This window comes from Pseudomonas matsuisoli, from assembly GCF_014647635.1.
In the GTDB taxonomy this organism is placed as follows: domain Bacteria; phylum Pseudomonadota; class Gammaproteobacteria; order Pseudomonadales; family Pseudomonadaceae; genus Pseudomonas_P; species Pseudomonas_P matsuisoli.
The window spans coordinates 723,218-746,752 of record NZ_BMPO01000001.1 but is presented as its reverse complement, the minus strand read 5'-3'; the positions used below and the strand labels follow the sequence as shown (position 1 = coordinate 746,752).

Genomic DNA, 23,535 nt, shown 5'->3' with positions numbered 1-23,535 from the left:
TTATGGCCTTAGCCAAACGCATCATCCCTTGCCTGGACGTCGAGAACGGCCGTGTGGTCAAGGGCGTCAAGTTCGAAAACATTCGCGATGCCGGCGACCCGGTGGAGATTGCGCGCCGCTACGACGAGCAGGGTGCGGACGAAATTACCTTTCTCGACATCACGGCTAGCCATGAAGGGCGCGATACGACGCTGCATACAGTCGAGCGCATGGCGAGCCAGGTGTTCATCCCGCTCACCGTTGGCGGCGGCGTGCGAACGGTCGAAGATATTCGCAATCTGCTCAACGCAGGCGCGGATAAGGTCTCGATCAACACTGCTGCGGTCTTCAATCCTGAGTTCGTTGGTGAAGCCGCGCAGCGTTTCGGCTCCCAATGCATTGTCGTGGCGATCGACGCAAAACAGGTATCGGGCCCGGGTGAAGCGCTCCGCTGGGAAATCTTCACGCACGGCGGTCGCAAGCCGACCGGCCTGGATGCTGTCGAGTGGTCGAAGAAGATGGCGGCGCTCGGCGCGGGCGAAATCCTGCTGACGAGCATGGACCAAGATGGCATGAAGAGCGGCTTCGATCTCGGCGTGACCCGGGCGGTGAGCGAAGCGGTCGGGATACCGGTGATCGCGTCAGGGGGCGTCGGCAATCTCCAACATCTGGCCGATGGCATCCTCGAGGGGCGCGCCGACGCGGTATTAGCGGCCAGCATTTTCCATTTCGGCCAGCACACCGTGCCCGAAGCCAAAGCCTACATGGCCAGTCGGGGCATCATCGTTCGCTAGCGCGTCGCGCAGGTTTTGCGCGTTTCTGGAAGCGGTCATGCCGGGTCGGTGTGACCGGCTACGCCTTTATCTGACACAGCATGGACATTGTTCGGCCATTGGCGGTTTAAGCGGGATACGCTTTTGCCGTTCAGTCATCGTCATGGTCATCGTCTGTACGCGCGTGACCCTCTGTTCGACGCGCTATTCGGGCGCATGTTGGTAAAGAAACACCACTTGTGTATCGCGGTGTATTTGTCATCGTTTTCTGGTACGAAAGCTGCTTTTGGTGTGATCGCCTTCGCATTTCGGCGTCGGCGAATAGTGGTTTATCAAGGCAGTCGACGATACATACCGTGGATGCCTCGTCGCTTGATGAGCCGGACGCGATTGCGCTTCCACGGACAGGAGCTAGAGCATGTGGAAAACCCTTAAGAGCGCCTTGTTTCTTGGTCTGTTCAGCATGGCTGCGTTCGCCCATGCCGAGCTGCCGGCAGGGTACCGGGTAGTGTTGCTGACGGAGAATTTCCCACCTTTCAACATGTCCGCGGACGAAAAGAACTTCGCCCGGGACGAGAACATTCGCGGCGTCAACGCGGAAGTCGTTCGCGAGATGTTCAAGCGCGCCAATATTGGCTACGACCTGTCGTTGCGTTTCCCATGGGATCGCATCTACAGCCTTGTGCTCGAAATGCCCAACTACGGCATTTTTTCCACCACGATCAACGAGTCGCGCAAGCCGCTGTTCAAGTGGGTCGGGCCGCTCTCTAGCACTGAGCGCGTGCTTGTCGCGGCGCCCGGTAAGTCGATTACCGTCAAGGATCTGGAAGCCGCCAAGCAGTACAAGGTTGGCGCCTACAAGAGCAGTTCCTCGGCTGCGTTTCTGGACAAGAACGGTGTTCCCTATACCGAATCGCTTCGGGATCAGGAAAACATTCGCAAGTTGCTCGAGGGTGAGATCGACCTGTGGGCGACGAATGACCCGGTCTTCCGGTACTACGCGTCGTTGGAAGGGGTCAAAGGGCTACAGGTTGCGCTGGTGGCAGAGGCGGGTACTGAGCAATATCTTGCGCTGAACCCCAACACGCCCAATGAAGTCGTAGAGCGACTCCAAACCGCACTCGACACCATGCGCAAAGACGGCACGATGAACCGTTTGGCGAGCCCGTATTTCGGTCAGTGAAGGCGGGACGCCGAGCGGGTGCTCGTTTGTTCGATGCTCGGTGTAAAGGCCAAGCCTATCGCGGACGTGGCCCGCTCCCACGAGATAGATGAGCTTGTCCTCCCCGCTGAGTCGCCACCGAGAACGAATATGGGAGCGAGCGATGCTCGCGATGCGTTCGAACAAGCGCCCTATATCTCTTAGTTAATACCTGACAGGCGGGATCCAAGCCCCAAACCGCCTACCGATAGCGCCCGTTCATACCGTGGGCGGGCATGGCGAGATTGTGGCGCACGGCGATCATCATGTCGGCGCTGATCCAGTCGATGCCCTGTTCCTTCAATCGTGGTAGCTCGCGTTGCAAAACACTGATCGTGGCGGGATGCGGGTGCCCGATCATGACCACTGACCCCTGTTTGCGCGCCAGCGCCAAGCCATAGGCGTATTGCTTGGCGATCGCCTCGGGATGCATGTCGTCGTCGAGAAAGACGTCCCGCGACAGCGATGCCAGTCCCGCACGTTGTGCTTCGGCGGCAGCGACGGTCGCGCTACTGGTGCGACTATCGACAAAGAACAGGTGGCGCCGCTGCAAATCTTGCATCAGCCAAGCCATCGCTTCGCGCTGCGAAGTCATGCGGCTGCCCATATGGTTGTTGATGCCCTCAGCGCCCGGCACGGCGTTTAGTGCTGCATTCAGGCGCTTTTCGAGTTCGGGAATCGGCATCCCAGGATGCCAGGCAAATGGCCCGCCGGCCGGATCCATAGGCAGGTGCAGCAGGATCTGTTTGCCGGCCCGGTACGCTTTCCGGCTAAGTTCGGTCGCGTGCGGTGTATCCGGCAGGATCGACATCACGACGGGGCCGGGCAGCTCCAGAATCTGCTGGTCGCGCGCAGGTGTCTGACCCAGGTCGTCGATGATGAGTGTCAGGCGCGGTCGCGACTCGGCTTGCGTTGCCCTTATCGGCAATGCGCCTAGCGCCGCCATTCCCGCAAGCCAACGCAGGGCATCGCGGCGAATCATTCGCCGCGAGTAACGTTCAGACCCTTGAGCAGGTTCAGCGCCTGGCTCAGCTGGTAATCCTCGTCCTGCGGACGTGATGGCGCAGGGGTCGCGCTGCGTTGACGATCGGGCGCGCCATTGCCGTTGCCGAGGTGACGCTGCAGATCGGCTTCGCGCAGGCTTTCGGAGTCTTTCTCGCGGGTCAGGCGTGCGCGTGGCACGTCGATGTCCGGCGTGATGCCTTGCGCCTGGATAGAGCGTCCATTAGGTGTGAAATACAGGGCCGTCGTGAGCTTGAGCGCGCGGTCGCCGTTCAGCGGCAATACCGTTTGGACCGAGCCCTTGCCGAAGCTGTCCGTCCCCATGAGCACGCCGCGCTTGTGATCCTGCAGGGCGCCAGCGACGATTTCCGCTGCCGAGGCACTGCCGCCGTTAATCAAGACTACGAGTGGCACGCCTTCGCTGGCGTCCTTCGGATCAGCTGAAAAACGCAGCTCGGAATTCGGCAGGCGTCCTTCGGTGTAGACGATCAAACCTTTCTTGAGGAAGTGGTCAGTCACTTCGACCGCGGACTGCAGTACGCCGCCCGGGTTGTTGCGCAGATCGAGCACCAGGCCATCCAGCTTGCGGCCGTTGTCCTTGCGCAACTGATCCAGCGCCTTGCCCACTTCTTCCCCGGTGTTCACCTGGAACTGGCTGATACGCAGGTAGCCGTAGCCTTTCTCCAGCATTTCGCTGCGGACGCTGCGTACCTTGATCACTGCACGTGTGAGCGTGCGTTCGAAGGGCTTGCCGCCGCCGCGGCTCAACAGCAAGCGGACCTTGCTGCCGGGCTCTCCGCGCATCAAGTCCACCGCGCTCATCATTGAAAGGCCCTTCGTGGGCTTGCCATCGACTTCAAGGATCACGTCGCCCGCTTCGATACCAGCTTTGGAAGCCGGGGTGTCATCGATGGGGGAGACGACCTTGAGGTAGCCGTCTTCGGTGCCCACTTCGATGCCGAGCCCACCAAATTCGCCGCTAGTGCTTTCCTGGAGTTCCTTGAACTCATCGGCACCCAGATAAGCCGAATGGGGATCCAGGTTATCGAGCATGCCTTTGATCGCGTTCTCGAGCAGCGTCTTGTCGTCCACTGGCTCGACATACGCCGCTTTAATGCGGTCCAGCACCTCGGCAAACGTGCGCAGCTCCTCCAGCGGCAGCGGCGCTTTCGTCGTAGTAGCCGGTACTTCTTCCGGCGCTGGCGCGATCGTCTGGGGTGGTTGCTGGGTTTGCTGTGCCCAAGCGCCCCCGGTTGCGCTGAAGGTCAGCGCAAGAACGAGTGGGGTGGAACGGAACAAGTGGCGCACGTGGGGCATGTTGGACTCCAGTTAATCAGGTATGCGCTATCCCTGCGCACGACACCATTGGACAGGATCGCTCGCGCGGCCCTGTTGGCGGATGGCGAAATACAACGCGGACTGGTCCTGTCCGCCGCTATTGCCGACGGTCGCGATCGGCTCGCCGGCTTTGACGATGTCGCCGGCGCTTTTCAATAAACGTTGATTGTGACCGTAGAGGCTCAAATAACCATTGCCGTGATCGAGAATTACCAATTGGCCTGCGCCGCGTAGCCAGTCCGCAAACACCACACGACCGCCGTGGATGGCGCGTACGGTGCTGCCTTCCGTCGCTCCGATGAGTACGCCGTCCCATTTGCTGCGCGAGTCATCCCCACGCTGAGAGCCGAACCGGGCAATCAATCGACCATCAACCGGCCATGGCAGTTTCCCGCGAGCGCTGCTGAACGGACCGCCGTAGCTACCCGAACTGGAAACGACCGGGCCGCTCGGGATTGGCTTACGGAGTGAGGAAGACGTGTCGGCCTGCTGTTCCTGCTGTTGACGGCGCGCTTCGGCGAGCGCCCGCTGGCGAGCTTCTTCAGCCTCGCGTGCCTGGCGAGCGAGCGTTTCTTCGATGGTCTTGAGCACCTGATTGAGCTGTGCCTGCTCATCCTGGCGGGCCTTCAGGCGCTTATCGCGGGCGGCGAGGTCCGTGTTGAGCTTGGCCAAGGCCTGCTTGCGCTCGTCATGGACGCGGGCCAGTTCCTCTTTGCGGCTGGCAAGCATGTCTTTTTGCTCGGAGAGGCGTTCCTGCTGCGTTTCGATTTCGCGTTCGACGTTGGCCAGCTGGCGGATGGTCTCGTTGAACGTATTGATCTGCTCGAAGCGCGCCTTGCTGAGGTAGTCGTAGTACGTCAGCGTGCGCGAGAACTGTTCGGGGTCCTGCTGGTTGAGCAGCATTTTCAGGTATTCCTGGCGGCCGCCACTCTGGTAAGCCGCACGGGCCTGGATACCGATCAACCGTTGTTGCTCAATGCGCGACTGCTGGAGTTTTTTTTTCTCGCCGTCGAGCCTTTCCAGTTCGGTATGACCTTTGTCCAGCTGGCCCTCCAGATCATCGACCTGCTTTTGCAGGTTGCCCATCTCGGTTTCGCTTTGCTTGAGCTGCTTTTGCACGGAGGATTTTTCCTGCTGCAGCTCACCCAGCAGTTTTTTCAGTTCGGCGATGTCTTTGCGCGCGGATTCCAGCTGCTGTCGCGTTTCAGCGCGCTGGTCGGCATGGGCAGATCCGAGCAGGCAAGCCAGCAGGAGGGTGGTCAGGATACGAAGCATCTAGGCGGGCGGCGTCTCGGGAAGGGCAGCGATAAGCTACAAGCTGTCGCGGCCAAGTGAAAGCGTTCGCGACGCTTTTTCACTTGGCGCGACGGAACGACTCTACTGCAATTCCACGATGGACGTGCCGGTCATCTCTTCGGGAATCGGCAGGCCCATCAGGGTCAACATGGTGGGCGCGACGTCCGCGAGAATGCCGCCTTCACGGATACGCAGGTTGCGCTTACCGACATAGATGAAGGGCACGGGCTCGGTGGTGTGCGCCGTATGCGCTTGGCCGGTGCTTTCATCTTCCATCTGCTCGACGTTGCCATGGTCCGCCGTGATCAAGGCCTCGCCGCCCACCTTCTCTAGCGCCTCGGTGATACGCCCGATGCAGGTGTCCAGGCACTCGACCGCAGCAACGGCTGCGGAGAACACGCCGGTATGTCCGACCATGTCCCCGTTAGCGTAGTTGACGATGATGACGTCGAAGCGCTGATGCTCGATGGCGTCGACGATGCGGTCCGTCACTTCAGGTGCGTTCATTTCCGGCTGCAGGTCGTAGGTGGCGACTTTCGGCGACGGAATGAGAATGCGCTCTTCGCCCTCGTAGGGTTCTTCGCGACCACCGGAAAAGAAGAACGTCACGTGCGCGTATTTTTCGGTCTCAGCGATGCGCAGCTGAGTCTTGCCGTTCTTTGCCAGGTATTCACCGAGCACGTTATGGAGCGTGGAGGGCGGGAAGGCGCAAGGCGCGGGAATGCTTGCCGCGTACTGAGTCAGCATGACGTAGCCGCCCAGCTTGGGTTGGCGTGCCCGGGCGAAGCCGTCGAAGTCGTCCTCGACAAAGCAGCGCGACAGCTCGCGGGCGCGATCGGCGCGGAAGTTCATGAACACCAGGGCGTCGCCATCCTCGATCTGCACCGGCGTGCCCACGGTGGTCGCCTTGACGAATTCGTCGCTTTCATCGCGATTGTAGGCGGCTTGCAGTCCTTCCACGGCACTCGCCACATTGAATGCGCCTTTGCCGTCGCAGATCAGCTCGTATGCCTGCTGCACGCGGTCCCAGCGGTTGTCACGGTCCATCGCGAAGTACCGACCGATCAGCGATGCGGTGCGGCCCTTGCCGAGCCGTGCGAAGGTGCTGTCGGCCAATTCGAGGGAAGCCTTGGCGCTCTTTGGCGCGGTGTCGCGACCGTCGAGGAAGGCGTGCAGATAGATGTGCTCGGCGCCGCGGCGAGCGGCCAGCTCGATCATCGCCATCAGATGATCCTGGTGACTGTGTACGCCACCATCGGAAAGCAGCCCCATGATGTGCACGGCTTTACCGTTCGCGACGGCTTTGTCGACCGCCGCGCCGATGACGGCGTTATCGAAGAACTCGCCGTCGCGAATCGCTTTGGTGATTCGCGTGAAATCCTGGTAAACGACGCGGCCCGCGCCGAGGTTCATGTGGCCCACTTCCGAGTTGCCCATCTGGCCGTCCGGCAGGCCGACATCCATTCCGCTGCCCGAGATCAAGCCGTTTGGCTGAGTCGCCATGAGTCGATCGAGTACCGGCTTCTTCGCGGCGAACACGGCGTTGTGCTCCGGCGTTTCGCTGTGACCGACACCATCCAGAATCATCAGGACCAGGGGTTTGGGCGTGGCTGTCATAAAATCGGACTCTTGGCTGAAAAGTGTAGGCCTGTCGATCTGCACCGGCAGGCAGGGCAAGGGCGCATGTTAATGGCTGGAGCGACCAGCGTCACCGTCGACCCCCGGCGGGAGCGGCGCACGAACCTTCTAGGTCGATGCCGTAAGCGGCAACGAAGGCAGCATATGCGGCGGTGGCGGGCTCTGGACCGTCTCTATGGACTGCGTGTCTCGCTTGTGGTTCAGCGGGCCCGTATGCCTGTGTATACTCCGGCCCCTGTTGCCATTTCGTCGCACCGCGAACAGAAGCGGCATCCGCTCCCAGCATTTTTATTTCCTGGAAAAACCTGATGGTCGCCAAGTTTCTTGAGTTCGCAACCAACCACTATCTTCTCGTTGGTTTGTTCTTCGTTCTACTCATTGCCCTGCTGTTCAACGAGATGCGCCGCGCGGGGCGTGCGCTGACGTCAGGCCAACTGACTTCCCTGGTCAATGCCGATCAAGGGGTCGTGGTGGATATCCGCCCGGCCAAGGAATTCGCGACGGGTCGTGTGGCCGGTGCAGTGAACATCCCTCAGGACAAGCTGGTCAACCGCATTTCCGAGCTCGACAAATACAAGGGCAAGACCATCATCGTGGTGGACGCGTCCGGTCAGCATTCGGGAAGCGCCTGCCAGGAATTGAAGAAGGCAGGTCATACGGTCGCCAGGCTTTCCGGCGGAATGTCCACCTGGCGTGCAGATAACTTGCCCGTGGTGAAGTGAACATGTCTTCGATCGTCATCTATACGACCGCCTGGTGCCCCTACTGCATTCGGGCCAAACGTTTGCTCGACAGCAAAAGCGTGCCTTACGAGGAAATTGCAGTCGACTCGCGACCCGATTTACGGGCGGAGATGGCTCAGAAGGCGGGACGCACATCGGTCCCACAGATTTGGATCGGCGATCGACACGTCGGTGGATGCGATGACCTGTTCGCACTCGAGCGAGCGGGCAAGCTGGACACATTGCTACGCGGCTGACACCTCGGTGGCGCCGCGTTTCCTGTATCTGAATATCATCAAAAGGATTCGTCATGGCTGAGCAAGCAGGCAACGAACAGGCTCAAGGGCCTCAATTCTCCCTTCAACGCATCTATGTGCGCGATCTGTCCTTCGAGGCTCCGAAAAGCCCGGAGATCTTCCGTCAGGAGTGGGCGCCGAATGTCGCGCTGGATCTGAACACCAAGCAGAAGGCGCTGGAAGGCGACTTCCACGAGGTCGTGCTGACGCTGTCGGTGACCGTCAAGACGGGCGAAGAGACTGCGTTCATCGCTGAGGTACAGCAGGCCGGCATCTTCCTGATCAAGGGCCTAGATGCGGCATCGATGAGCCACACCCTGGGCGCCTTCTGCCCGAACATCCTGTTCCCGTATGCGCGTGAAACGCTAGACAGTCTAGTCGTCCGCGGCTCGTTCCCGGCGTTGATGCTCTCGCCGGTGAACTTCGACGCCCTGTATGCGCAGGAAATGCAGCGCATGCAGGCTGCGGAAGGCCAAACGCCGACGGCGTAAGGTTTTCGGATGGCTCAGAAAAGCGCCCCATGTGGGCGCTTTTTTGTAGGTGCGGTTCAGGCTATGTGTTTGAAATCGGCCATTTCACGTACGCATGAAGCTTTTCTGTAGGAGCCCATTTATGGGCGATCGCGATCTTGCCGACGATGCGATGTCGCCTGGCAAAACGCTGATCGCCCACAAGTGGGCTCCTACAGAGAGTGGTGAGCGCCTTCAACCATTTACAGCGTGCGGCGGTATGGGTTCGACAGGTGTCTTTTCAACCGCTACGGCAATCGTCTTGCGCAAGGTGATTGGTATCGATTTCGCCGCTGGCACCTTTGCTTTTTCTGCATGGTGCCAAAGCGGGACCAGGGGGTTCAGTTCCGGGTAGTACCCTGCACAGCAGCCTTCGGGTATGTCGTACGGCGTGACGCGCAGGGGGCCGACTTCCCGGTGAATGCCATCGTTGGCTGCCGTACAGGCCTGCACCAGATCCCCTTCGTTCAGCTCGAAACGTGCCATGTCGTTGCGATGCAGCAGGATCACCGAGCGCGTGCCGAGGATGCCCCGGAAGCGGTCGTCGTAGCCGTAAACCGTCGTATTGAACTGGTCGTTACTGCGAATCGTCATGAGGTTGAGCACGTCGCGCCGCTCAGCCGACGGTTCGATGTCGTCGTCCACCGACAGGGTCTTTGGTGCGATGAAGTTGGCTTTGCCGGTTTCGGTCGTCCATTTGCGCTCGCTGGCGCCCAAGGGGCGATGGAAACCTCCCGGTTCGAGCATCCGGACGTTGAAGTCATGAAACGTCTCGGGATAGGTCCCCGCGATCGCATCGCGTATCTGCGAGTAGTCCGCAACCCAAGCGTCCCACGGCGGTGTTTGTGGGTTCGGCAGCGTCGCCTTGGCGAGTTCCGCGATGATCCATGGCTCCGAGCGCAGGTGCTCACTCGCTGGTTTGGCAACGCCCCGCCAGGCGCGGATGCAGCTAGTGCTGTCCTCGGTGGTGTGCTGCTGCTCGATGCCGTTCTGTACATCTACCTCGGTGCGTCCGAGGCAGGGCAGGATATAAGCCGTCCGCCCGTGCACGAGGCAGCTGCGGTTGAGCTTGGTGACAATCTGCACCGTAAGGTCCAGATTCTTCCAGGCAGGCTCGAGCTGGTAGGTGTCGGGTGCGGCCCGGACGAAGTTTCCCCCCAGTGACAGGAACGCCTTGATGTGCCCAGCAACGACGCCCTCACAGGCTTCGACGGTGTTCACGCCGTTCTCTGCAGGCGGCTCGAAGCCGTACTGCTGGCGTAGATTGTCCGCCGGTACTTGGGCTGCTTTTTCGGTGATGCCCACCGTACGTTGCCCCTGTACGTTCGAATGCCCACGTACGGGGCATACGCCTGCCCCAGGCTTGCCCATGTTGCCGCGCATCAAGAGCAGGTTGACCACCATTTGTACGTTCTGCACGCCATGGCGATGTTGAGTCAGCCCCATGCCGTACACGCCGATCACGCGCTCGCAACGGGCGTACACATGTGCGGTGGCCTCCATCGCGCCGCGCGTGAGACCGCTGCGTTTTTCCAGCGCGCCCCAGGTGTAAGCGCGGATTCGCTGTTCGAACGCGTCGAACCCATGGGTGTGTTCTTCAATGAAGTTGACATCGAGAACGCGGGGTTGGCCCGATGCCTTAGCCTCGTCGTCCAGCTCGAACAAGGCTTTGCAGATGCCCGCGATGGCTGCGGTGTCGCCACCGATCGAGACCTGGTGATACTGCGTGCTAATGACGGTTTCGGCCCCAGTCACCATCTCCGTTGGCGATTGCGGATTGACGAAGCGCTCCAGGCCGCGCTCGCGCAGCGGATTGAAGGTGATGATCGGTGCGCCCCGCTTACGGGCATGCTGCAGCTCATGCAGCATGCGTGGGCTATTGCTGCCGGTGTTCTGGCCGAAGAAGAGAAAACCGTCGGTTTTATCGAAATCGTCCAGCGTGACAGTGCCTACCGGAATGCCGATACTTTCGGGCAGCGCGACCGACGTGCTTTCGTGGCACATGTTGGAACTGTCCGGCAAATTGTTCGTGCCATAGAGGCGCGCGTACAACGCCCACATGTACGACGCTTCCAGCGACGCGCGGCCGGACGCGTAAAACACGGCCTGATTGGGATCGCCCAGCGTGGCCAGTCGCGAGCCGATATCCTGTAGCGCTTGTTGCCAATCTACCGGTACGTAGCGGTCGGTCGCGGCGTCCCAGCGCATGGGCTGGGTCAGGCGACCCTGCTGCTCCAGGTCGTAATCGCTCCAGTTCAACAGTTCTGCAACACGGTGCCGCGCGAAAAACTCGGCATCGCAGCGGTGCGACGTTACCTCCCACGCCGTGGCTTTCGCACCGTTTTCACAAAATTCTAGCGGGCGCGTTTCGCCGGGCTTGGCCCAGGCGCAGCTGACACAGGCGAAGCCGGAGATCGGACGGTTCTGTTTGAAGAGCGCGGCGGTGCCTTCGATTGGCGCACCTTCGCGAAAGAGAATGTTGGTGACGGAGTAGGCGGAACCCCAACCCCCCGAGGGACCCTTGTAGGGCTTGAATCGAATTGCACTCATCATGTCGTCATCGCCGGCCGTTGTAGTGGGCTGTCGCCGTCGCGAAGAATTAGCGACAGGCCCTAATTACGACGAACCTGTGAAAACGATGGTTCAGCGCGACTGCTCAGCGAGGTGGCCGGCGGCCACGCCAACGTTTGTAGTGGTGTGGCCGGCGAGGTGCGGCCGGCTAGGCACCGTTAGCTAGGCACCCCCAGCGAAATCGTGTTGACGCCAAGCTTCGTAGACGACCACGGCCACGGTGTTGGACAGATTGAGGCTGCGGCAGTCAGGTCGCATCGGCAGGCGCAGACGTTGTTCCGGCGGCAAACTTTCGCGAACGTCTTGCGGCAATCCACGGCTCTCTGGGCCGAACAGGAACGTATCGCCCGCTCGATAGTGGACCTGGTGATGAGGGTGCGAGCCCTTCGTCGTCAGTGCGAACAGCCGCGGCCCCTCCGCCCCTGGCGGGATATCCAAGCCTAGATACGCCAGGCAACTGGCAAGGTCGGGGTGGCGTCGAAGGGTGGCGTACTCGTGATAATCCAGGCCGGCGCGCCGCAGGCGTTTGTCGTCGACGTCGAAACCGAGTGGCTCGATAAGATGAAGCGCACAGCCGGTGTTGGCGCACAGCCGGATGATGTTACCCGTGTTGGGTGGAATTTCCGGTTGGAAGAGAATGACGTTGAACATGATTCAGCCCGTTGAGTCAGCCCGCGATTCTACCCCACGCCTGACGGCCCGGCAGGCCATGTTAAAGTCAGTGGCATCACGCCCGCGTCTTGCGGTGCGGCTTCTCCCCCGTTTCACTCCCTGTAAGGCAGCCGACATTGGCCGAACGCGACGACGAGTTCAACGATGCGATGCTCGAGCGCAAGGCGCGCCTGCGACGGGCGTCGGTCTGGCTGCTTTCGCTGGTGTTTTTTGGCGTGGTCATTGGCCTCATGATCGGCCGCATCGTCAATCCCTCCGAAGACGCCATCGCTATGCCTTCGCGGGTCTTGCAAGTGACGCCCATGGTCGCGCAAAGCCGCTTGAGTTTGTCTTTGCTCCTAGACCGCCCGCCGCACGATCTACGCCGCAACGTGCAGGATGGCGCGGTCAGCTTCGTACTTGCCAGAGCATCGCTTCGGAGCTCTTTTAGCGGTGACGTAAGTGGTAATGAGCGTTTTTCCTGGCTCGTTCGCCCCGTCGGGTCTGACGTTCGGGTATTGCTGGTGCCGTTGGCGGGACATCTACAAGTCATCGACACCATCGAACCCAATGATCCTGATGGCTGGCGCCTGACGATCACCGCAGAGCCGCTCCGTTAGCTGAGCCCCTCACCGTACGTGTGAATGCGCGATCCACATTGGGCGGGCGTACCCGCGGCTTAAACAAAAATGGGCCGCTTCAAGAGCGGCCCATTCATTCGCATAAAAGAGGGGAATCCCCGGCCTGCCTGTACCAAGGTCCCCGAAACTGGATGGGGATCACTTTGCACCAGGCGTGCCACTTCGACTTTTTCTAAGAGATCGTTTGCAATCGATCGCTATAAAATTATTTAAGTAATTGATTTTCAATGAAAATCAAACAGGTGTGTGTCTTGGCTCCTTTGGCGCGCGTGCCTTTTAGATAAACCTACAAAGCTCGGATATCGCTCCTGTTCCCCGTAGGCATGCACGAAATTGATCCCGCAAGCGCGAAAGTGCCCAGTAGGGGGGCGAGCGCAACGGGCTGTTCCTTAAATAAGCTGAACTTCCAACTCCGTCACAAATCGGACTTCTGAGTTCTTCGAAATAAATACACATAATTTAAGGAAGGATAATGAGTCGATCTGATGGTCGGGGACGGCATTTCGACACGGTGCTCTTCATATTCGGGCTTGTACTTTTACTCACGGGACTCGTGCTCGGCGCTGGCGGCGCCTACCTCGCATTTCTCGGAGGGTCTTGGTACTACTTGATCGTCGGTATCGGCTTACTGATATCCGGAATGCAGCTCACGCAGCGAAAGCGAGGCGCCACGTTCTGGTTCGTGCTGGTGTTCATCGGCACCGTCATTTGGAGCGCCTGGGAATCCGGTTTGAATTATTGGCGCTGGATTCCGCGCCTCGACCTCATCTTAATCCTGGCTATCGTGTTCGCGCTCGTCGCGCCACGTCTGGGCTACGCGAAAGGGGCCACACGCGCCTGTGCGGCAGTCCTTTGCCTGGTCCTGGTCGTCGCGGGAGGCCTTGCATTCGTCCCCTATGGCTACACGAATCCCGGCACGCTGCCCACCGCTGGCGACGCTTCGCTGGAAACGGATGTCGGCGATGCTCAAGTCGCGGACAACCCCGCAGACGCTGATTGGTCGGCATACGGCCGCAATGCAGCGGCGACCCGTTATTCCCCGCTAGACCAAATCAACCGTGACAATGTCGGTGAATTGAAGAAAGCGTGGGAGTACCGCACTGGCGACGTACTCGATCACCGCTGGGGCGCGGAAACCACGCCATTGAAGATCGGCCAGAATGTCTACTTGTGTACCTCGCGCAACATCCTCATTTCCCTGGACGCAGGCACAGGCAAGGAACGCTGGCGCTACGATCCGAAGGTGCCGGAAGACGCCATTCCCTACACGGCGGCTTGCCGAGGTGTGAGCTATTACGAGGTGCCTGAAGACCGTCCCAATGTTCCGGCGGACGAGTCCGCGTCTGCTAGTGCACCGGCAGGGGATGCCATGACCTGCCGTACGCGGATCTTCTCTGGCACGTTGGACGGCAGAATCCTTGCGGTCGACGCCGAAACGGGCAAGCCCTGCGCCGACTTCGGCAATAACGGCCAGGTCGACATCAAGGAAGGCATGGGCGTCGCGCCAGCCGGTTATGTCTCGATCAACTCTGCCCCCACGATCGTGCGCAATGTCGTCGTGACCGGTCATCAGGTGCTCGATGGTCAGCGTCGCTATCCACCGTCGGGTGTCATCAAGGGTTTCGATGCCGTGACGGGTGAGTTGCGCTGGGCGTGGGACGCGGGTAATCCGGACCGCACCGAGCCGCTGAAAGACGGCGAGACCTACACGCGCGGTTCGCCGAACATGTGGACGACGGCCGTGGGCGATAACAACCTCGGGCTCGTCTATTTGCCCATGGGTAACTCCGCTGCCGATTACTGGAGCAGTTCGCGGACCGAAGCCGAAAACGACTGGAGCGTGGCACTCGTCGCGTTGAACGTCGAAACCGGTCGTCCGGTGTGGAAGTTCCAGACCACGCACAAAGATGTGTGGGATTACGACCTCGGCTCGCAGCCGACGCTGCTCGACTTTCCGACGGATCAGGGCCCAGTCCCGGCGGTGCTGCTGCCGACGAAGCAGGGCGAGATGTATGTATTCGATCGCCGCACGGGTGAAACCCTCTTCGATATCGAAGAGCGGCCCGCCCCGCAAGGTGGCGCTGAGCCCGAGCAGCGCTCGCCAACGCAGCCGTACTCCAAGTACCACACGCTGCGTCAGCCTGAGCTGACCGAGAAAGATGCGTGGGGGATGTCGCCGTTCGACCAACTGGCCTGCCGTATCCAGTTCCGCCAGGCCAGCTACGAAGGGATCTACACGCCACCGACAGCCGATCAGCCGTGGATCGAATACACCGGTTACAACGGCGGGTCGGACTGGGGGAGCGTGGCCGTCGACACGCGTCGTGGCGTGATCATTGCGAACTACAATGACATGCCCAACTACAACGAATTCGTCCCGCGCGAGAAAGCGAACGAGCTTGGCTGGCGTCCCCGTGAAGAATTGGCCGCCGATCGAGGGGGTGCCGAAGGCGCCGGGGATCCGCAGGAAGGCACGCCATACGCGATGAACGTCAATGCGGGCTGGCGCCTCAAGCAGACCGGGCTGTTGTGCGTCCAGCCGCCATACGGTGGTATCCGTGCCATCGATCTCAAGTCCGGCAAGACCATCTGGGATCGTCCGCTGGGCACTGCGCGTAGCAACGGCCCCTGGGGCATCAAGTCTGGCCTGCCGATCGACATCGGTACGCCCAACAATGGTGGTTCGGTTGTGACGGCGGGCGGGTTGGTCTTCATCGCGGCCGCCACGGACGACCTCATCCGGGCGATCGACATGGAGACCGGCAAGACCGTTTGGCAAGATGTACTGCCTGCGGGCGGCCAGGCCAACCCTCTGGTGTACGAAGCGAACGGCAAGCAGTACTTGATGATCGTCGCCACCGGGCACCACTTCATGGAGACGCCGACCGGCGACTACGTGATCACTTACGCACTACCGTGAGTGCATAGGCAGGGCGTCGCCTCCCAGGCTGGCGCCCCATCATCGACAAGGGAACCGTTCGCGGTTCCCTTTTTCGTTGGGGAGAGCCGCTCTAGATAGAGGGTTCGCCTGGGGGTGGCGACGAACCCTGCCGCGGTGCTTCTGTCGTAAGTTCGGTAACCGTCACCGTGCGCCGTGTGGCTGGTCGTGCCGCGGCCGTCACCAATGTGCGCCCGTCGAAGGACAGCTCAGAGGCACTGAATGATCGATTACATCATCCATGGCATCGAAACCTTTCCAGCGTGGATTCTCAGCGCCTGCGTACTGGGTATTACTCTTGGGGTCAGCAGCGTCCTGACCTTTATCCACCTGAGATTGATGCGGTTGCAAAGCGGCCGTTTGAATTTGTTTTATGCGACCAGCAAAGCCGGGCACGTCCCCGTCGTTTGCATCTTGTGGGTCTATGGCGCTGCGTTTGCGCTCTACCTGCTCCTGCCGGCGTCGATTGGCTGGCGGGTTACTCTGATTCCCTTAGCGCACGTGGCCGTGCTGCTGTTGTCCGTCTGGTTGCTGATCCGGGTCGCCAAGCGCTTCGTGCATTTGGTGGATCGTTGGTCCGAGAAGCGCACGTCGCTCTTCGAACGCTTCGTCATGCCGTTTTTCCTGCGCTGTCTGGCTGCGTTGGCCCCCGTATTTCTGCTGTTTTCACTCTTCCCGCTGTTCGTGACTTCGCAGGAAATGGGCGACGTGTTGCGCAGCCTGACAAGCCTGCTACTGATCGCCAGCGTTGCCGCTGTGCTCATCTACGGTGTGAACAGTACCGAGCGCATGCTCAGCGAGCGCTATCAGTTCAACGACGAGGATTTCACCGCACGCAAGGTCCACACGCAGATCACGGTACTCCGCAAGCTCATCAATTTTCTCATCGTGGTCCTGGCCGTGGCGTCGATGCTCATGGTGTTCGACAAGGTTCGGCAATTGGGGGCGAGCATTCTGGCGTCCGCAGGCATCATCGGGGTCATCCTGGGGTTCGCCGCACAAAAGGTGCTGGGGAATCTCATCGCCGGCATTCAGATTGCGCTCACGCAGCCTATCCAGCTGAACGATGCCGTGATTGTCGAAGGCGAATGGGGATGGGTGGAGGAGCTGACGCTGACGTTCGTCGTGATCCGGATTTGGGATTTGCGTCGGCTCGTGTTGCCGATCACGTACTTTGTCGAGAATCCGTTTGAAAACTGGACCAAACGCGATAAAGACCTGCTCGGCACGGTCATCCTGTATGCCGACTACCATCTGCCAATGGAGCCGCTACGCGAAGAGGCTCAGCGTCTGGCCGAGGCGTCACCGCTATGGAATGGCCGCGTTTGTGTCGTGCAGATGTTGGAGATGACCGAGCACAACATTCAGATCCGCGTGCTGGTCAGCGCGCGTGGTGGGCCGAACGCGTTCGACCTGCGCTGCCACATGCGTGAAGGGCTCATCAATTTCATCGCGCAGCGTTATCCGGAATGCCTGCCGCGTACGCGGGTCGACATTCCGTTGCGCAACGGTCGCAACGCGCCGGATCAGCCCCTGGTCGCCGAAGGACATCAAGGGCCGGCGACCGCGCCGTCTCAGTAAGACTGCGCGATCTGCTCGATCTGCAACATCAGGCTCTGCAGGCCACCACCGGAGAGATACCAGAGCGGCGGGTCAAGATAGAACACGTCGTTGTGCTTTGCCGCCGGCGTCTTCAGTAGCGCAGAGCCATTGAGCGATGCGATATCCAGAGGCTTCCCACCGATCGCCGCACTGCGGTCCACGATGAAAATGATGTCCGGCTGAGCCGCTGCAATCTGCTCCAGCGTCATCGGCTGTGGTTTTGGCCGCGGCGCGCCGGGCGCTCGTGGGGCAGGTGCGGGTAGCGCGCGCGGGGCCTGCAGGACCGAATAGATCACCGGCTGCTCGTTGGCGGAGAAGCGCCCCTCGTTGTGCGTTAGCACGATGGCTTTCTTGCCGGATTTTGCGACTTGGGCGCGGACTTCATCGACGCTTTTCTGCAGGTCCACCAATGCCGTCTTGGCCTGCTCCTGACGTCCCACCAGTTCGCCTAGGGTCGTGATGTGCTGCTTCACGCTGGCGAGGTAATCCGGGCCGGTGCTCATGTCCAGCGTCGGTGCAATGCCGGCCAGCCTCTGCGCGTCGTCGCCTTGGCGTCCAGTCACCAAGATGAGATCCGGCGAAAGTGCCCGAACGGCGTCCAGGTTCGGGGCTTTCAAGGAACCGACCGGCGCGAGTTGCAGGCCATTCGGTTGGAGATAGGGGGGCGGGTTGTCGGCTGCGCCGACGACGCGTTGACCCGCGCCCAGCGCCGCCAATGTGTCCACGCTGCCGAAGTCGAAGCTGACGATTTTCTGCGGGTCTTTCTTTACGGCGACGGTGCCCTGTGGTTGAACGACGTTCAGGGTGTCCTGCTGCGACGATGGTGTGCTGCAGCCTGCGATCGCCAGAGCGAGCAGGGTAAACAATGCGGTTCTTCTCACGTATGCAACTCCGTTGGAACAGCCTGGGTCTTTTGGAAACGAGAAACCATATCATTCGGGCGCATGGGCGGGGTCGTTAAATGCGTAAAGACTGAAAGTCCATGGCGGGTTTGACGTGCTCAAACGAGGTGCTGGAACCCTTCTCATCGGGCTGCGGTCTTTGATGAGCCGGCATCAATGCCAACCTTTCAGGAGACGTTTCTCATGGATCTGATTCGGATCATTTTCGCCATCATCCTTCCGCCGCTGGGCGTGTTCCTCCAGGTCGGGCTTGGCCTGCATTTCTGGCTGAACATCTTGCTGACCATCTGCGGCTACATCCCGGGGATCATCCACGCGGTCTGGATCATCGCTCGCCGCTAGCGCGTGCGGCTGCCAAGGTAAAACCACCTGTAGGAGGGACGCGTCTATCTTGCAGGTGGCCTTCACCATCTAATTCTCCTCACGGCTACAGATTGGTATATCCTCGCCGGCTCTTTTATACCCTCATATTGTTTAGGGAAAAGCATGCCCGACAAGACGGTCATCGAGGAAGAACGCTTCCGGCGAATACTCGCTCGTAACATTGCAGTCCCAGTCGCGGTAGGTCTGGTGACGATCGGTTTCTTCGTTTGCATCATCTATTACCTGCTTTCGGTCTCCCGCGATGTCGAGCATTCCGACCGCGTGATCAGTCAGGGCAACGGTGTCTTCAAGCTACTGATCGACATGGAAACCGGCATGCGCGGCTATCTAGTTGGCGACGATCCAGTATTCCTCGAGCCTTACGATCGCGCGGTCCAACGACTGGACGGTGAGTTTGGTGGGTTGATCGAGCTGGTCGGAGACAATCCACAGCAAGTGGCAACGCTACGCCAGATAAAGTCGGCTCACGATCAATGGCGCGCGCATGCCGAGCGCGTGAAGGCAAAGCGCGCCATCGATGATCTTTCATTCGTTCAGGACGTTCGCTCGCAGGTCGGCAAGCGCTCGATGGACGAAATGCGCGCCAAGTTCAACCAGTTCCTGCATGAAGAGGAGCGTCTACGCGCAGCGCGGGTCGATTTTGCCGAGTGGATGACCGTACTCGCCGTCGGGATTTTCATTGCAGTCATTTTCCTGCTGAACGTATTGATCGCCTACCGTGGGCGGCACGAGCTGTTGACACTATCTGCAGCGTTCAACACCTCGCTGCAAAAGGAAGCCGCTAACGCGCAAGAGCTACAGCGGCAGAGCTGGTACCAAACCGCCGAAGCATCCCTTGCCGAACACCTCATTGGCCAGCTCACCATCGAAGAGGTCGGCAATCGCACGCTCGACTTCCTCGCCCAGCAGATTCAGGTCGCCGTTGGCGCGCTGTATACCGTCGAGAATGGGCGGCTGCGGCGAGTCGCTACCTATGCGTTCGATGAGGCACAGCTGTTGCGCCGCGAGCATCTGGAATTTGGTCAGGGGCTCATCGGCCAAGCGGCGTCGGAGCGTCGGCCAATGGCGCTGGAAAACCTTCCCGCGAACTACCTGCAGGTCAGTTCGGCGGTCGGCGAAAGCGACGCCCACGCCGTGCTGATCCTGCCCATCATCGATGGCAACGAGCTGATGGGTGTCATCGAGCTGGGCTTTCTGCGGCCGCTGGAGTCACAGGATCGCGAACTGATGCGGCTGCTGGCCGGGAACATCGGCGCGGCCATCAGCGGCGCCAACTACCGGCAAAAGTTGCAGACGGCCCTGTCCGAAACCCAGGCACTGAACGAGGAGTTGCAGGTCCAGCAGGAAGAGTTGCGCAGCGCCAACGAGGAGCTCGAAGAGCAATCCAGCGCGCTCAGGGAATCCCAGGCGAACCTGGAGGCGCAGCAGGCGGAGCTCGAGCAGACCAACGAGCAGTTGTCCGAGCAGGCACTCGCCCTGGCGAATCATCGTGACGAACTCGACACGCGCAACCGTGATCTAGGCGAAGCGCAGCGCATGCTCGAAGCGCGGGCCGAGGAGCTACAACGCGCAAGCCGCTACAAGTCCGAGTTCCTCGCCAACATGTCCCACGAGCTGCGGACGCCGCTCAACAGCTCATTGATCCTCGCCAAGCTCCTAGCCGACAACGACGACGGCAACCTGACCGAAGAGCAGGTGAAGTTCGCCAGTTCGATCTATTCAGCCGGCAACGATCTGCTGACCCTGATCAACGACATCCTCGACCTGTCGAAGGTCGAAGCAGGCAAACTCGAACTCGTGCTCGAGGACGCAAGCCTTGTGCGGCTGGCCGACAACCTGAACGGGCTGTTCACGCCATTGGCCGGTCAGAAATCGCTGGATCTGGTCATTCAGATCGCCGATGGGTTGCCACCGACCATCCAGACTGACATTCAGCGCCTTGAGCAGATCCTCAAGAACCTGCTCTCCAACGCCATCAAATTTACGGATGCCGGCGAGGTCCGCTTGCAGATCGAGCCTGCCGCGGAAGGACACATCGCGTTCCATGTGCAGGACACTGGCATCGGTATTCCGCAGGAGCAGCAGGACGTCGTCTTCGAGGCGTTCCGGCAGGCGGACGGCACGACCAATCGCCGCTATGGCGGCACTGGGCTCGGGTTGTCGATTTCTCGCGAATTCGCTCATCGCCTGGGTGCGACACTTACTGTATCCAGTGAGGTCGGCAAGGGCAGTCGCTTCAGCCTCGCGCTGCCGCAACGCTTCGTGGACGCGAGCGAGCCGGCGGCACCGGCTGCCGTGGTGTCGGCGGCACGGCCAGAACCACGCCAGTCGGCGTTGCCGAAGATGCCACCCGCTTCTGCCGTTGCCGAGCCGCCTGCAGCGTTGCCGCCGTTCGATGATGACCGCGAGCGTATGTCTGCAAGCGGGCGCTGCGTGCTGATCATCGAAGACGAACCGCAATTCGCGAAGATTCTTTACGATCTTGCGCACGAGCTGAACTACAACTGCCTCGTTGCACACGGCGCCGACGAAGGCTTCAGCCTGGCGGAAAGTCATCTGCCGGATGCCATCCTGCTGGACATGCGCCTACCGGATCATTCGGGCCTGACCGTGTTGGAGCGCTTGAAAGAGAACGCGCGCACCCGCCACATACCCGTTCATATTTGCTCCGTCGAGGATCGTCGCGAGACAGCGCTGCACATGGGCGCTGTCGGCTATGCCATGAAGCCGGTGAGCCGCGACGATCTCAAGAGCGTGTTCGCGCGCCTGGAGTCGAAGCTGGAGCAAAAGGTGAAACGCGTACTGGTGGTGGAGGACGACGACCTCCAGCGCGAGAGCATTTCCCGCCTGATCGAGGACGACGACATCGAAATCGTCGCGGTCGGCCTGGGTGGCCTGGCCCTGGATCAGCTTCGGGACACCGTGTTCGATTGCATGATCATCGACCTCAAGCTCCCGGACATGGATGGCAGTCAGTTACTGGCGCGTATGACCGAGGAGGACATCTGCTCCTTCCCGCCGGTGATCGTCTATACCGGGCGCAACCTCAGCCGTGACGAAGAGGCGGAGCTGCTCAAGTATTCCCGCTCGATCATCATCAAGGGTGCCCGCTCGCCGGAGCGTCTGCTGGACGAGGTCACGCTGTTCTTGCACAAGGTGGAAGCCGACATGCCGCTGGAGCGCCAGCGCATGCTCAAGACCGTGCGCAACCGCGACCGTGCATTCGAGGGCCGGCGTATCCTGTTGGTGGACGACGATGTGCGAAATATTTTCGCGCTCACGAGTGCGCTGGAGCACAAGGGCGCCGGGGTCGAAATCGCCCGCAACGGTATCGAGGCGCTGGAAAAGCTGGATCAAGAGCCGACGATCGATCTCGTGCTGATGGATATCATGATGCCGGAGATGGATGGTTATGAGGCGACCGAGCGCATTCGCAAGGACCCTCGCTTCAAGCGGCTGCCGATCATCGCCGTCACGGCCAAAGCCATGAAGGACGATCAGGACCGTTGCCTGCGGGCCGGGGCCAATGACTACCTGGCCAAGCCGATCGATCTGGATCGTTTGTTCTCGCTCATCCGCGTCTGGTTGCCGAAGTTGGAAGTGTTTTGATTGGGGCGCACGGCCAATACGTGGGTCGGATGCAACCGCGCCTTGTCGACGTTCGCAGGGGGTGATTGAACATGGCTGAACCCGTGCTCGAGATCGAACTGAAGTTACTGATCGAGGCCATCTACCTGCGCTACAGCTACGACTTTCGCGACTACGCGATGGCGTCCATGAAGCGCCGCGTCGTGCAGGCGGTACGGGCGCTGGAGTGCCATAGCGTGTCGGAACTCCAAGGTCGGGTGCTGCACGAACCCGACACGTTCATGGCGGTGTTGCAGTACCTGACGATCCCGGTAAGCGAAATGTTTCGCGACCCGGAGTACTACCGGGCGTTGCGTGAGCAGGTGGTGCCGCTGTTGCGCACCTATCCTTCGCTGAACATCTGGATTGCCGGTTGTAGCACCGGCGAAGAGGTGTATTCGATGGCCATCCTGCTCGAGGAGGAGGGGTTGCTGTCGCGGGCGCACATCTACGCGACCGACATCAATCCGCGCTCGCTGGAAAAAGCCCGGCAGGGTGTCTACGCCACGGACAGCGTTCGCTTGTTTACCGAGAACTATCAACGTTCTGGGGGCAAGCACAGTTTTTCCGACTACTACACGGCCGCCTACGATGCCGTGCTCATGGACAAGCGTCTACGCGAACGGGTGACCTTTGCCGATCACAGCCTCGCCACCGATAGCGTCTTTGCGGAGACCCAATTCATCTCTTGTCGCAATGTCCTGATCTACTTCAACCGGGGGCTGCAGGACCGCGCGGTCGGATTGTTTCATGAGTCGCTCGGTCACCGTGGCTTCTTGGGGCTTGGCAGCAAGGAGAGCCTCGATTTCGGGCAGCACGCGGGCGCGTTCGAACCCATTGCGCGCGCCGAAAGGATCTTCCGCAAGCGATGAACAACGAACACATCCACCGTCCATACGCGCGTGTCGAGGCCGTGGTGATTGGCGTGTCCGCCGGAGGCCTTGATGCGCTCAGCGTGCTGCTGGAGGGTTTTCCCACTGATTACGGGTTGCCGCTGATCGTGGTGCAGCACATACCGGAAGGCGTGGCGAGCCAGCTGGCGGTGATCTTCGATCGCAAGCTGGCCCTGCGCGTGAAGGAAGCGAACGACAAGATGCCGATAGAGTCCGGCTGCTTGTATTTCGCACCACCCGGCTATCATCTATTGGTCGAAACCAATCGGCATTTTTCGCTGAGCATTGATCCGCGAGTACATTTTTCCCGGCCTGCCATCGATGCACTGTTTGAAAGCGCGGCGGATACCTGGGGCCCGGCCCTGGCCGGAGTATTGTTGACCGGGGCTAATGCTGATGGCGCCGCTGGTTTGCGCCACATTGCCGAACAGGGCGGTTTGGCGCTCGTTCAAGATCCGGCGGAAGCCCAGGTCGATACCATGCCGCGCTCGGCGCTGGCGTTGTTCACCCCCCATCATGTCCTGCCGCTGGCGGGATTACGTGAATTGCTGTTGCAACTGGATTGTTGACCC

19 protein-coding genes are annotated in these 23,535 nt (G+C 60.4%); 12 read left to right on the top strand and 7 right to left on the bottom strand.

The genetic code is table 11. The features are described from left to right. Window positions 1-2 precede the first annotated feature (2 nt). Together hisF and IEY47_RS03420 are read left to right on the top strand one after the other, a co-directional pair. Window positions 3-773 carry an imidazole glycerol phosphate synthase subunit HisF gene (gene hisF, locus IEY47_RS03425; RefSeq protein ID WP_188981725.1) on the top strand — a complete coding sequence of 257 codons (771 nt, stop codon included), beginning with the start codon at window positions 3-5 and terminating at the stop codon, window positions 771-773. A gap of 397 nt (window positions 774-1,170) precedes the next feature. Beyond that, a complete protein-coding gene (locus IEY47_RS03420; RefSeq protein ID WP_188981724.1) occupies window positions 1,171-1,935 on the top strand; it encodes a substrate-binding periplasmic protein in 765 nt (254 codons plus the stop codon). Window positions 1,936-2,155: 220 nt separating this feature from the next. On the opposite strand, the gene IEY47_RS03415 is transcribed toward IEY47_RS03420, so the two are convergent. From IEY47_RS03415 to gpmI, 4 genes are all read right to left on the bottom strand, one after another. Next, window positions 2,156-2,935 carry a divergent polysaccharide deacetylase family protein gene (locus tag IEY47_RS03415; protein WP_188981723.1) on the bottom strand — a complete coding sequence of 260 codons (780 nt, stop codon included), beginning with the start codon at window positions 2,933-2,935 and terminating at the stop codon, window positions 2,156-2,158. Beyond that, window positions 2,932-4,272 carry a S41 family peptidase gene (locus IEY47_RS03410; RefSeq protein ID WP_188981722.1) on the bottom strand — a complete coding sequence of 447 codons (1,341 nt, stop codon included), beginning with the start codon at window positions 4,270-4,272 and terminating at the stop codon, window positions 2,932-2,934. The genes IEY47_RS03415 and IEY47_RS03410 overlap by 4 nt, the downstream gene beginning before the upstream one ends. Before the next feature lie 27 nt (window positions 4,273-4,299). Further along, window positions 4,300-5,568, bottom strand: a complete 1,269-nt coding sequence (locus IEY47_RS03405; protein WP_188981721.1) for a murein hydrolase activator EnvC family protein — start codon at window positions 5,566-5,568, stop codon at window positions 4,300-4,302. A gap of 102 nt (window positions 5,569-5,670) precedes the next feature. Then, window positions 5,671-7,206: a 2,3-bisphosphoglycerate-independent phosphoglycerate mutase gene (gene gpmI, locus IEY47_RS03400; RefSeq protein ID WP_188981720.1), complete on the bottom strand. Its 1,536-nt coding sequence runs from the start codon at window positions 7,204-7,206 to the stop codon at window positions 5,671-5,673. Between the two features lie 329 nt (window positions 7,207-7,535). Here gpmI and IEY47_RS03395 point away from each other — a divergent pair, with 329 nt between their 5' ends. From IEY47_RS03395 to secB, 3 genes are read left to right on the top strand one after another with little or no spacing between them, the layout of a single operon-like run. Continuing rightward, on the top strand, window positions 7,536-7,949 hold the full coding sequence (locus IEY47_RS03395) for a rhodanese-like domain-containing protein (RefSeq protein WP_188981719.1): 414 nt from the start codon (window positions 7,536-7,538) through the stop codon (window positions 7,947-7,949). A gap of 2 nt (window positions 7,950-7,951) precedes the next feature. Next, complete coding sequence (grxC, locus tag IEY47_RS03390) at window positions 7,952-8,206, top strand: glutaredoxin 3 (protein ID WP_188981718.1); 255 nt, start codon at window positions 7,952-7,954, stop codon at window positions 8,204-8,206. 53 nt (window positions 8,207-8,259) lie between these two features. After that, window positions 8,260-8,736 (top strand): protein-export chaperone SecB, encoded by a 477-nt coding sequence (gene secB, locus IEY47_RS03385; protein ID WP_188981717.1) that lies wholly within the window; start codon window positions 8,260-8,262, stop codon window positions 8,734-8,736. A gap of 213 nt (window positions 8,737-8,949) precedes the next feature. On the opposite strand, the gene IEY47_RS03380 is transcribed toward secB, so the two are convergent. Together IEY47_RS03380 and IEY47_RS03375 are read right to left on the bottom strand one after the other, a co-directional pair. Further along, the gene (locus IEY47_RS03380) at window positions 8,950-11,304 is read right to left on the bottom strand and encodes an FdhF/YdeP family oxidoreductase (RefSeq protein ID WP_188981792.1); all 2,355 of its coding nucleotides are present in this window, start codon (window positions 11,302-11,304) and stop codon (window positions 8,950-8,952) included. A 183-nt stretch (window positions 11,305-11,487) separates the two neighbouring features. Further along, entirely contained in the window at window positions 11,488-11,976 is a 489-nt protein-coding gene (locus tag IEY47_RS03375; protein ID WP_188981716.1) for a tRNA (cytidine(34)-2'-O)-methyltransferase, read from the bottom strand. Between the two features lie 137 nt (window positions 11,977-12,113). Between IEY47_RS03375 and IEY47_RS03370 the strand changes: the two genes are divergently transcribed. The 3 genes from IEY47_RS03370 to IEY47_RS03360 all read left to right on the top strand — a co-directional run bounded on the left by IEY47_RS03370 (window position 12,114) and on the right by IEY47_RS03360 (window position 17,136). After that, window positions 12,114-12,596: a hypothetical protein gene (locus tag IEY47_RS03370; protein WP_188981715.1), complete on the top strand. Its 483-nt coding sequence runs from the start codon at window positions 12,114-12,116 to the stop codon at window positions 12,594-12,596. A 493-nt stretch (window positions 12,597-13,089) separates the two neighbouring features. Continuing rightward, on the top strand, window positions 13,090-15,537 hold the full coding sequence (locus IEY47_RS03365; RefSeq protein WP_188981714.1) for a membrane-bound PQQ-dependent dehydrogenase, glucose/quinate/shikimate family: 2,448 nt from the start codon (window positions 13,090-13,092) through the stop codon (window positions 15,535-15,537). 240 nt (window positions 15,538-15,777) lie between these two features. Then, window positions 15,778-17,136 (top strand): mechanosensitive ion channel family protein, encoded by a 1,359-nt coding sequence (locus IEY47_RS03360; RefSeq protein WP_188981713.1) that lies wholly within the window; start codon window positions 15,778-15,780, stop codon window positions 17,134-17,136. On the opposite strand, the gene IEY47_RS03355 is transcribed toward IEY47_RS03360, so the two are convergent. Beyond that, window positions 17,130-18,038: an ABC transporter substrate-binding protein gene (locus IEY47_RS03355; protein WP_188981712.1), complete on the bottom strand. Its 909-nt coding sequence runs from the start codon at window positions 18,036-18,038 to the stop codon at window positions 17,130-17,132. The genes IEY47_RS03360 and IEY47_RS03355 overlap by 7 nt on opposite strands. A 204-nt stretch (window positions 18,039-18,242) precedes the next feature. Here IEY47_RS03355 and IEY47_RS03350 point away from each other — a divergent pair, with 204 nt between their 5' ends. The 4 genes from IEY47_RS03350 (at window position 18,243) to IEY47_RS03335 (ending at window position 23,532) form a co-directional block, all read left to right on the top strand. Further along, window positions 18,243-18,401 (top strand): YqaE/Pmp3 family membrane protein, encoded by a 159-nt coding sequence (locus IEY47_RS03350; RefSeq protein ID WP_188981711.1) that lies wholly within the window; start codon window positions 18,243-18,245, stop codon window positions 18,399-18,401. Window positions 18,402-18,545: 144 nt separating this feature from the next. Continuing rightward, window positions 18,546-22,052 carry a response regulator gene (locus tag IEY47_RS03345; RefSeq protein WP_188981710.1) on the top strand — a complete coding sequence of 1,169 codons (3,507 nt, stop codon included), beginning with the start codon at window positions 18,546-18,548 and terminating at the stop codon, window positions 22,050-22,052. Window positions 22,053-22,123: 71 nt separating this feature from the next. Further along, entirely contained in the window at window positions 22,124-22,942 is an 819-nt protein-coding gene (locus IEY47_RS03340; RefSeq protein ID WP_188981709.1) for a CheR family methyltransferase, read from the top strand. After that, window positions 22,939-23,532: a chemotaxis protein CheB gene (locus tag IEY47_RS03335; protein ID WP_188981708.1), complete on the top strand. Its 594-nt coding sequence runs from the start codon at window positions 22,939-22,941 to the stop codon at window positions 23,530-23,532. Before IEY47_RS03340 ends, IEY47_RS03335 begins: the two co-directional genes overlap by 4 nt. The last annotated feature ends 3 nt before the right edge of the window (window positions 23,533-23,535 follow it).

What these genes read in the sequence shown, in the direction of transcription:
- IEY47_RS03375 (WP_188981716.1), bottom strand. Translation starts at nt 11,976, where the DNA reads ATGTTCAACGTCATTCTCTTCCAACCGGAAATTCCACCCAACACGGGT.
- IEY47_RS03410 (WP_188981722.1), bottom strand. Translation starts at nt 4,272, where the DNA reads ATGCCCCACGTGCGCCACTTGTTCCGTTCCACCCCACTCGTTCTTGCG.
- IEY47_RS03345 (WP_188981710.1), top strand. Translation starts at nt 18,546, where the DNA reads ATGCCCGACAAGACGGTCATCGAGGAAGAACGCTTCCGGCGAATACTC.
- IEY47_RS03365 (WP_188981714.1), top strand. Translation starts at nt 13,090, where the DNA reads ATGAGTCGATCTGATGGTCGGGGACGGCATTTCGACACGGTGCTCTTC.
- grxC (WP_188981718.1), top strand. Translation starts at nt 7,952, where the DNA reads ATGTCTTCGATCGTCATCTATACGACCGCCTGGTGCCCCTACTGCATT.
- hisF (WP_188981725.1), top strand. Translation starts at nt 3, where the DNA reads ATGGCCTTAGCCAAACGCATCATCCCTTGCCTGGACGTCGAGAACGGC.
- IEY47_RS03395 (WP_188981719.1), top strand. Translation starts at nt 7,536, where the DNA reads ATGGTCGCCAAGTTTCTTGAGTTCGCAACCAACCACTATCTTCTCGTT.
- gpmI (WP_188981720.1), bottom strand. Translation starts at nt 7,206, where the DNA reads ATGACAGCCACGCCCAAACCCCTGGTCCTGATGATTCTGGATGGTGTC.
- IEY47_RS03380 (WP_188981792.1), bottom strand. Translation starts at nt 11,304, where the DNA reads ATGAGTGCAATTCGATTCAAGCCCTACAAGGGTCCCTCGGGGGGTTGG.
- IEY47_RS03335 (WP_188981708.1), top strand. Translation starts at nt 22,939, where the DNA reads ATGAACAACGAACACATCCACCGTCCATACGCGCGTGTCGAGGCCGTG.
- IEY47_RS03340 (WP_188981709.1), top strand. Translation starts at nt 22,124, where the DNA reads ATGGCTGAACCCGTGCTCGAGATCGAACTGAAGTTACTGATCGAGGCC.
- IEY47_RS03415 (WP_188981723.1), bottom strand. Translation starts at nt 2,935, where the DNA reads ATGATTCGCCGCGATGCCCTGCGTTGGCTTGCGGGAATGGCGGCGCTA.
- IEY47_RS03350 (WP_188981711.1), top strand. Translation starts at nt 18,243, where the DNA reads ATGGATCTGATTCGGATCATTTTCGCCATCATCCTTCCGCCGCTGGGC.
- secB (WP_188981717.1), top strand. Translation starts at nt 8,260, where the DNA reads ATGGCTGAGCAAGCAGGCAACGAACAGGCTCAAGGGCCTCAATTCTCC.
- IEY47_RS03360 (WP_188981713.1), top strand. Translation starts at nt 15,778, where the DNA reads ATGATCGATTACATCATCCATGGCATCGAAACCTTTCCAGCGTGGATT.
- IEY47_RS03420 (WP_188981724.1), top strand. Translation starts at nt 1,171, where the DNA reads ATGTGGAAAACCCTTAAGAGCGCCTTGTTTCTTGGTCTGTTCAGCATG.
- IEY47_RS03405 (WP_188981721.1), bottom strand. Translation starts at nt 5,568, where the DNA reads ATGCTTCGTATCCTGACCACCCTCCTGCTGGCTTGCCTGCTCGGATCT.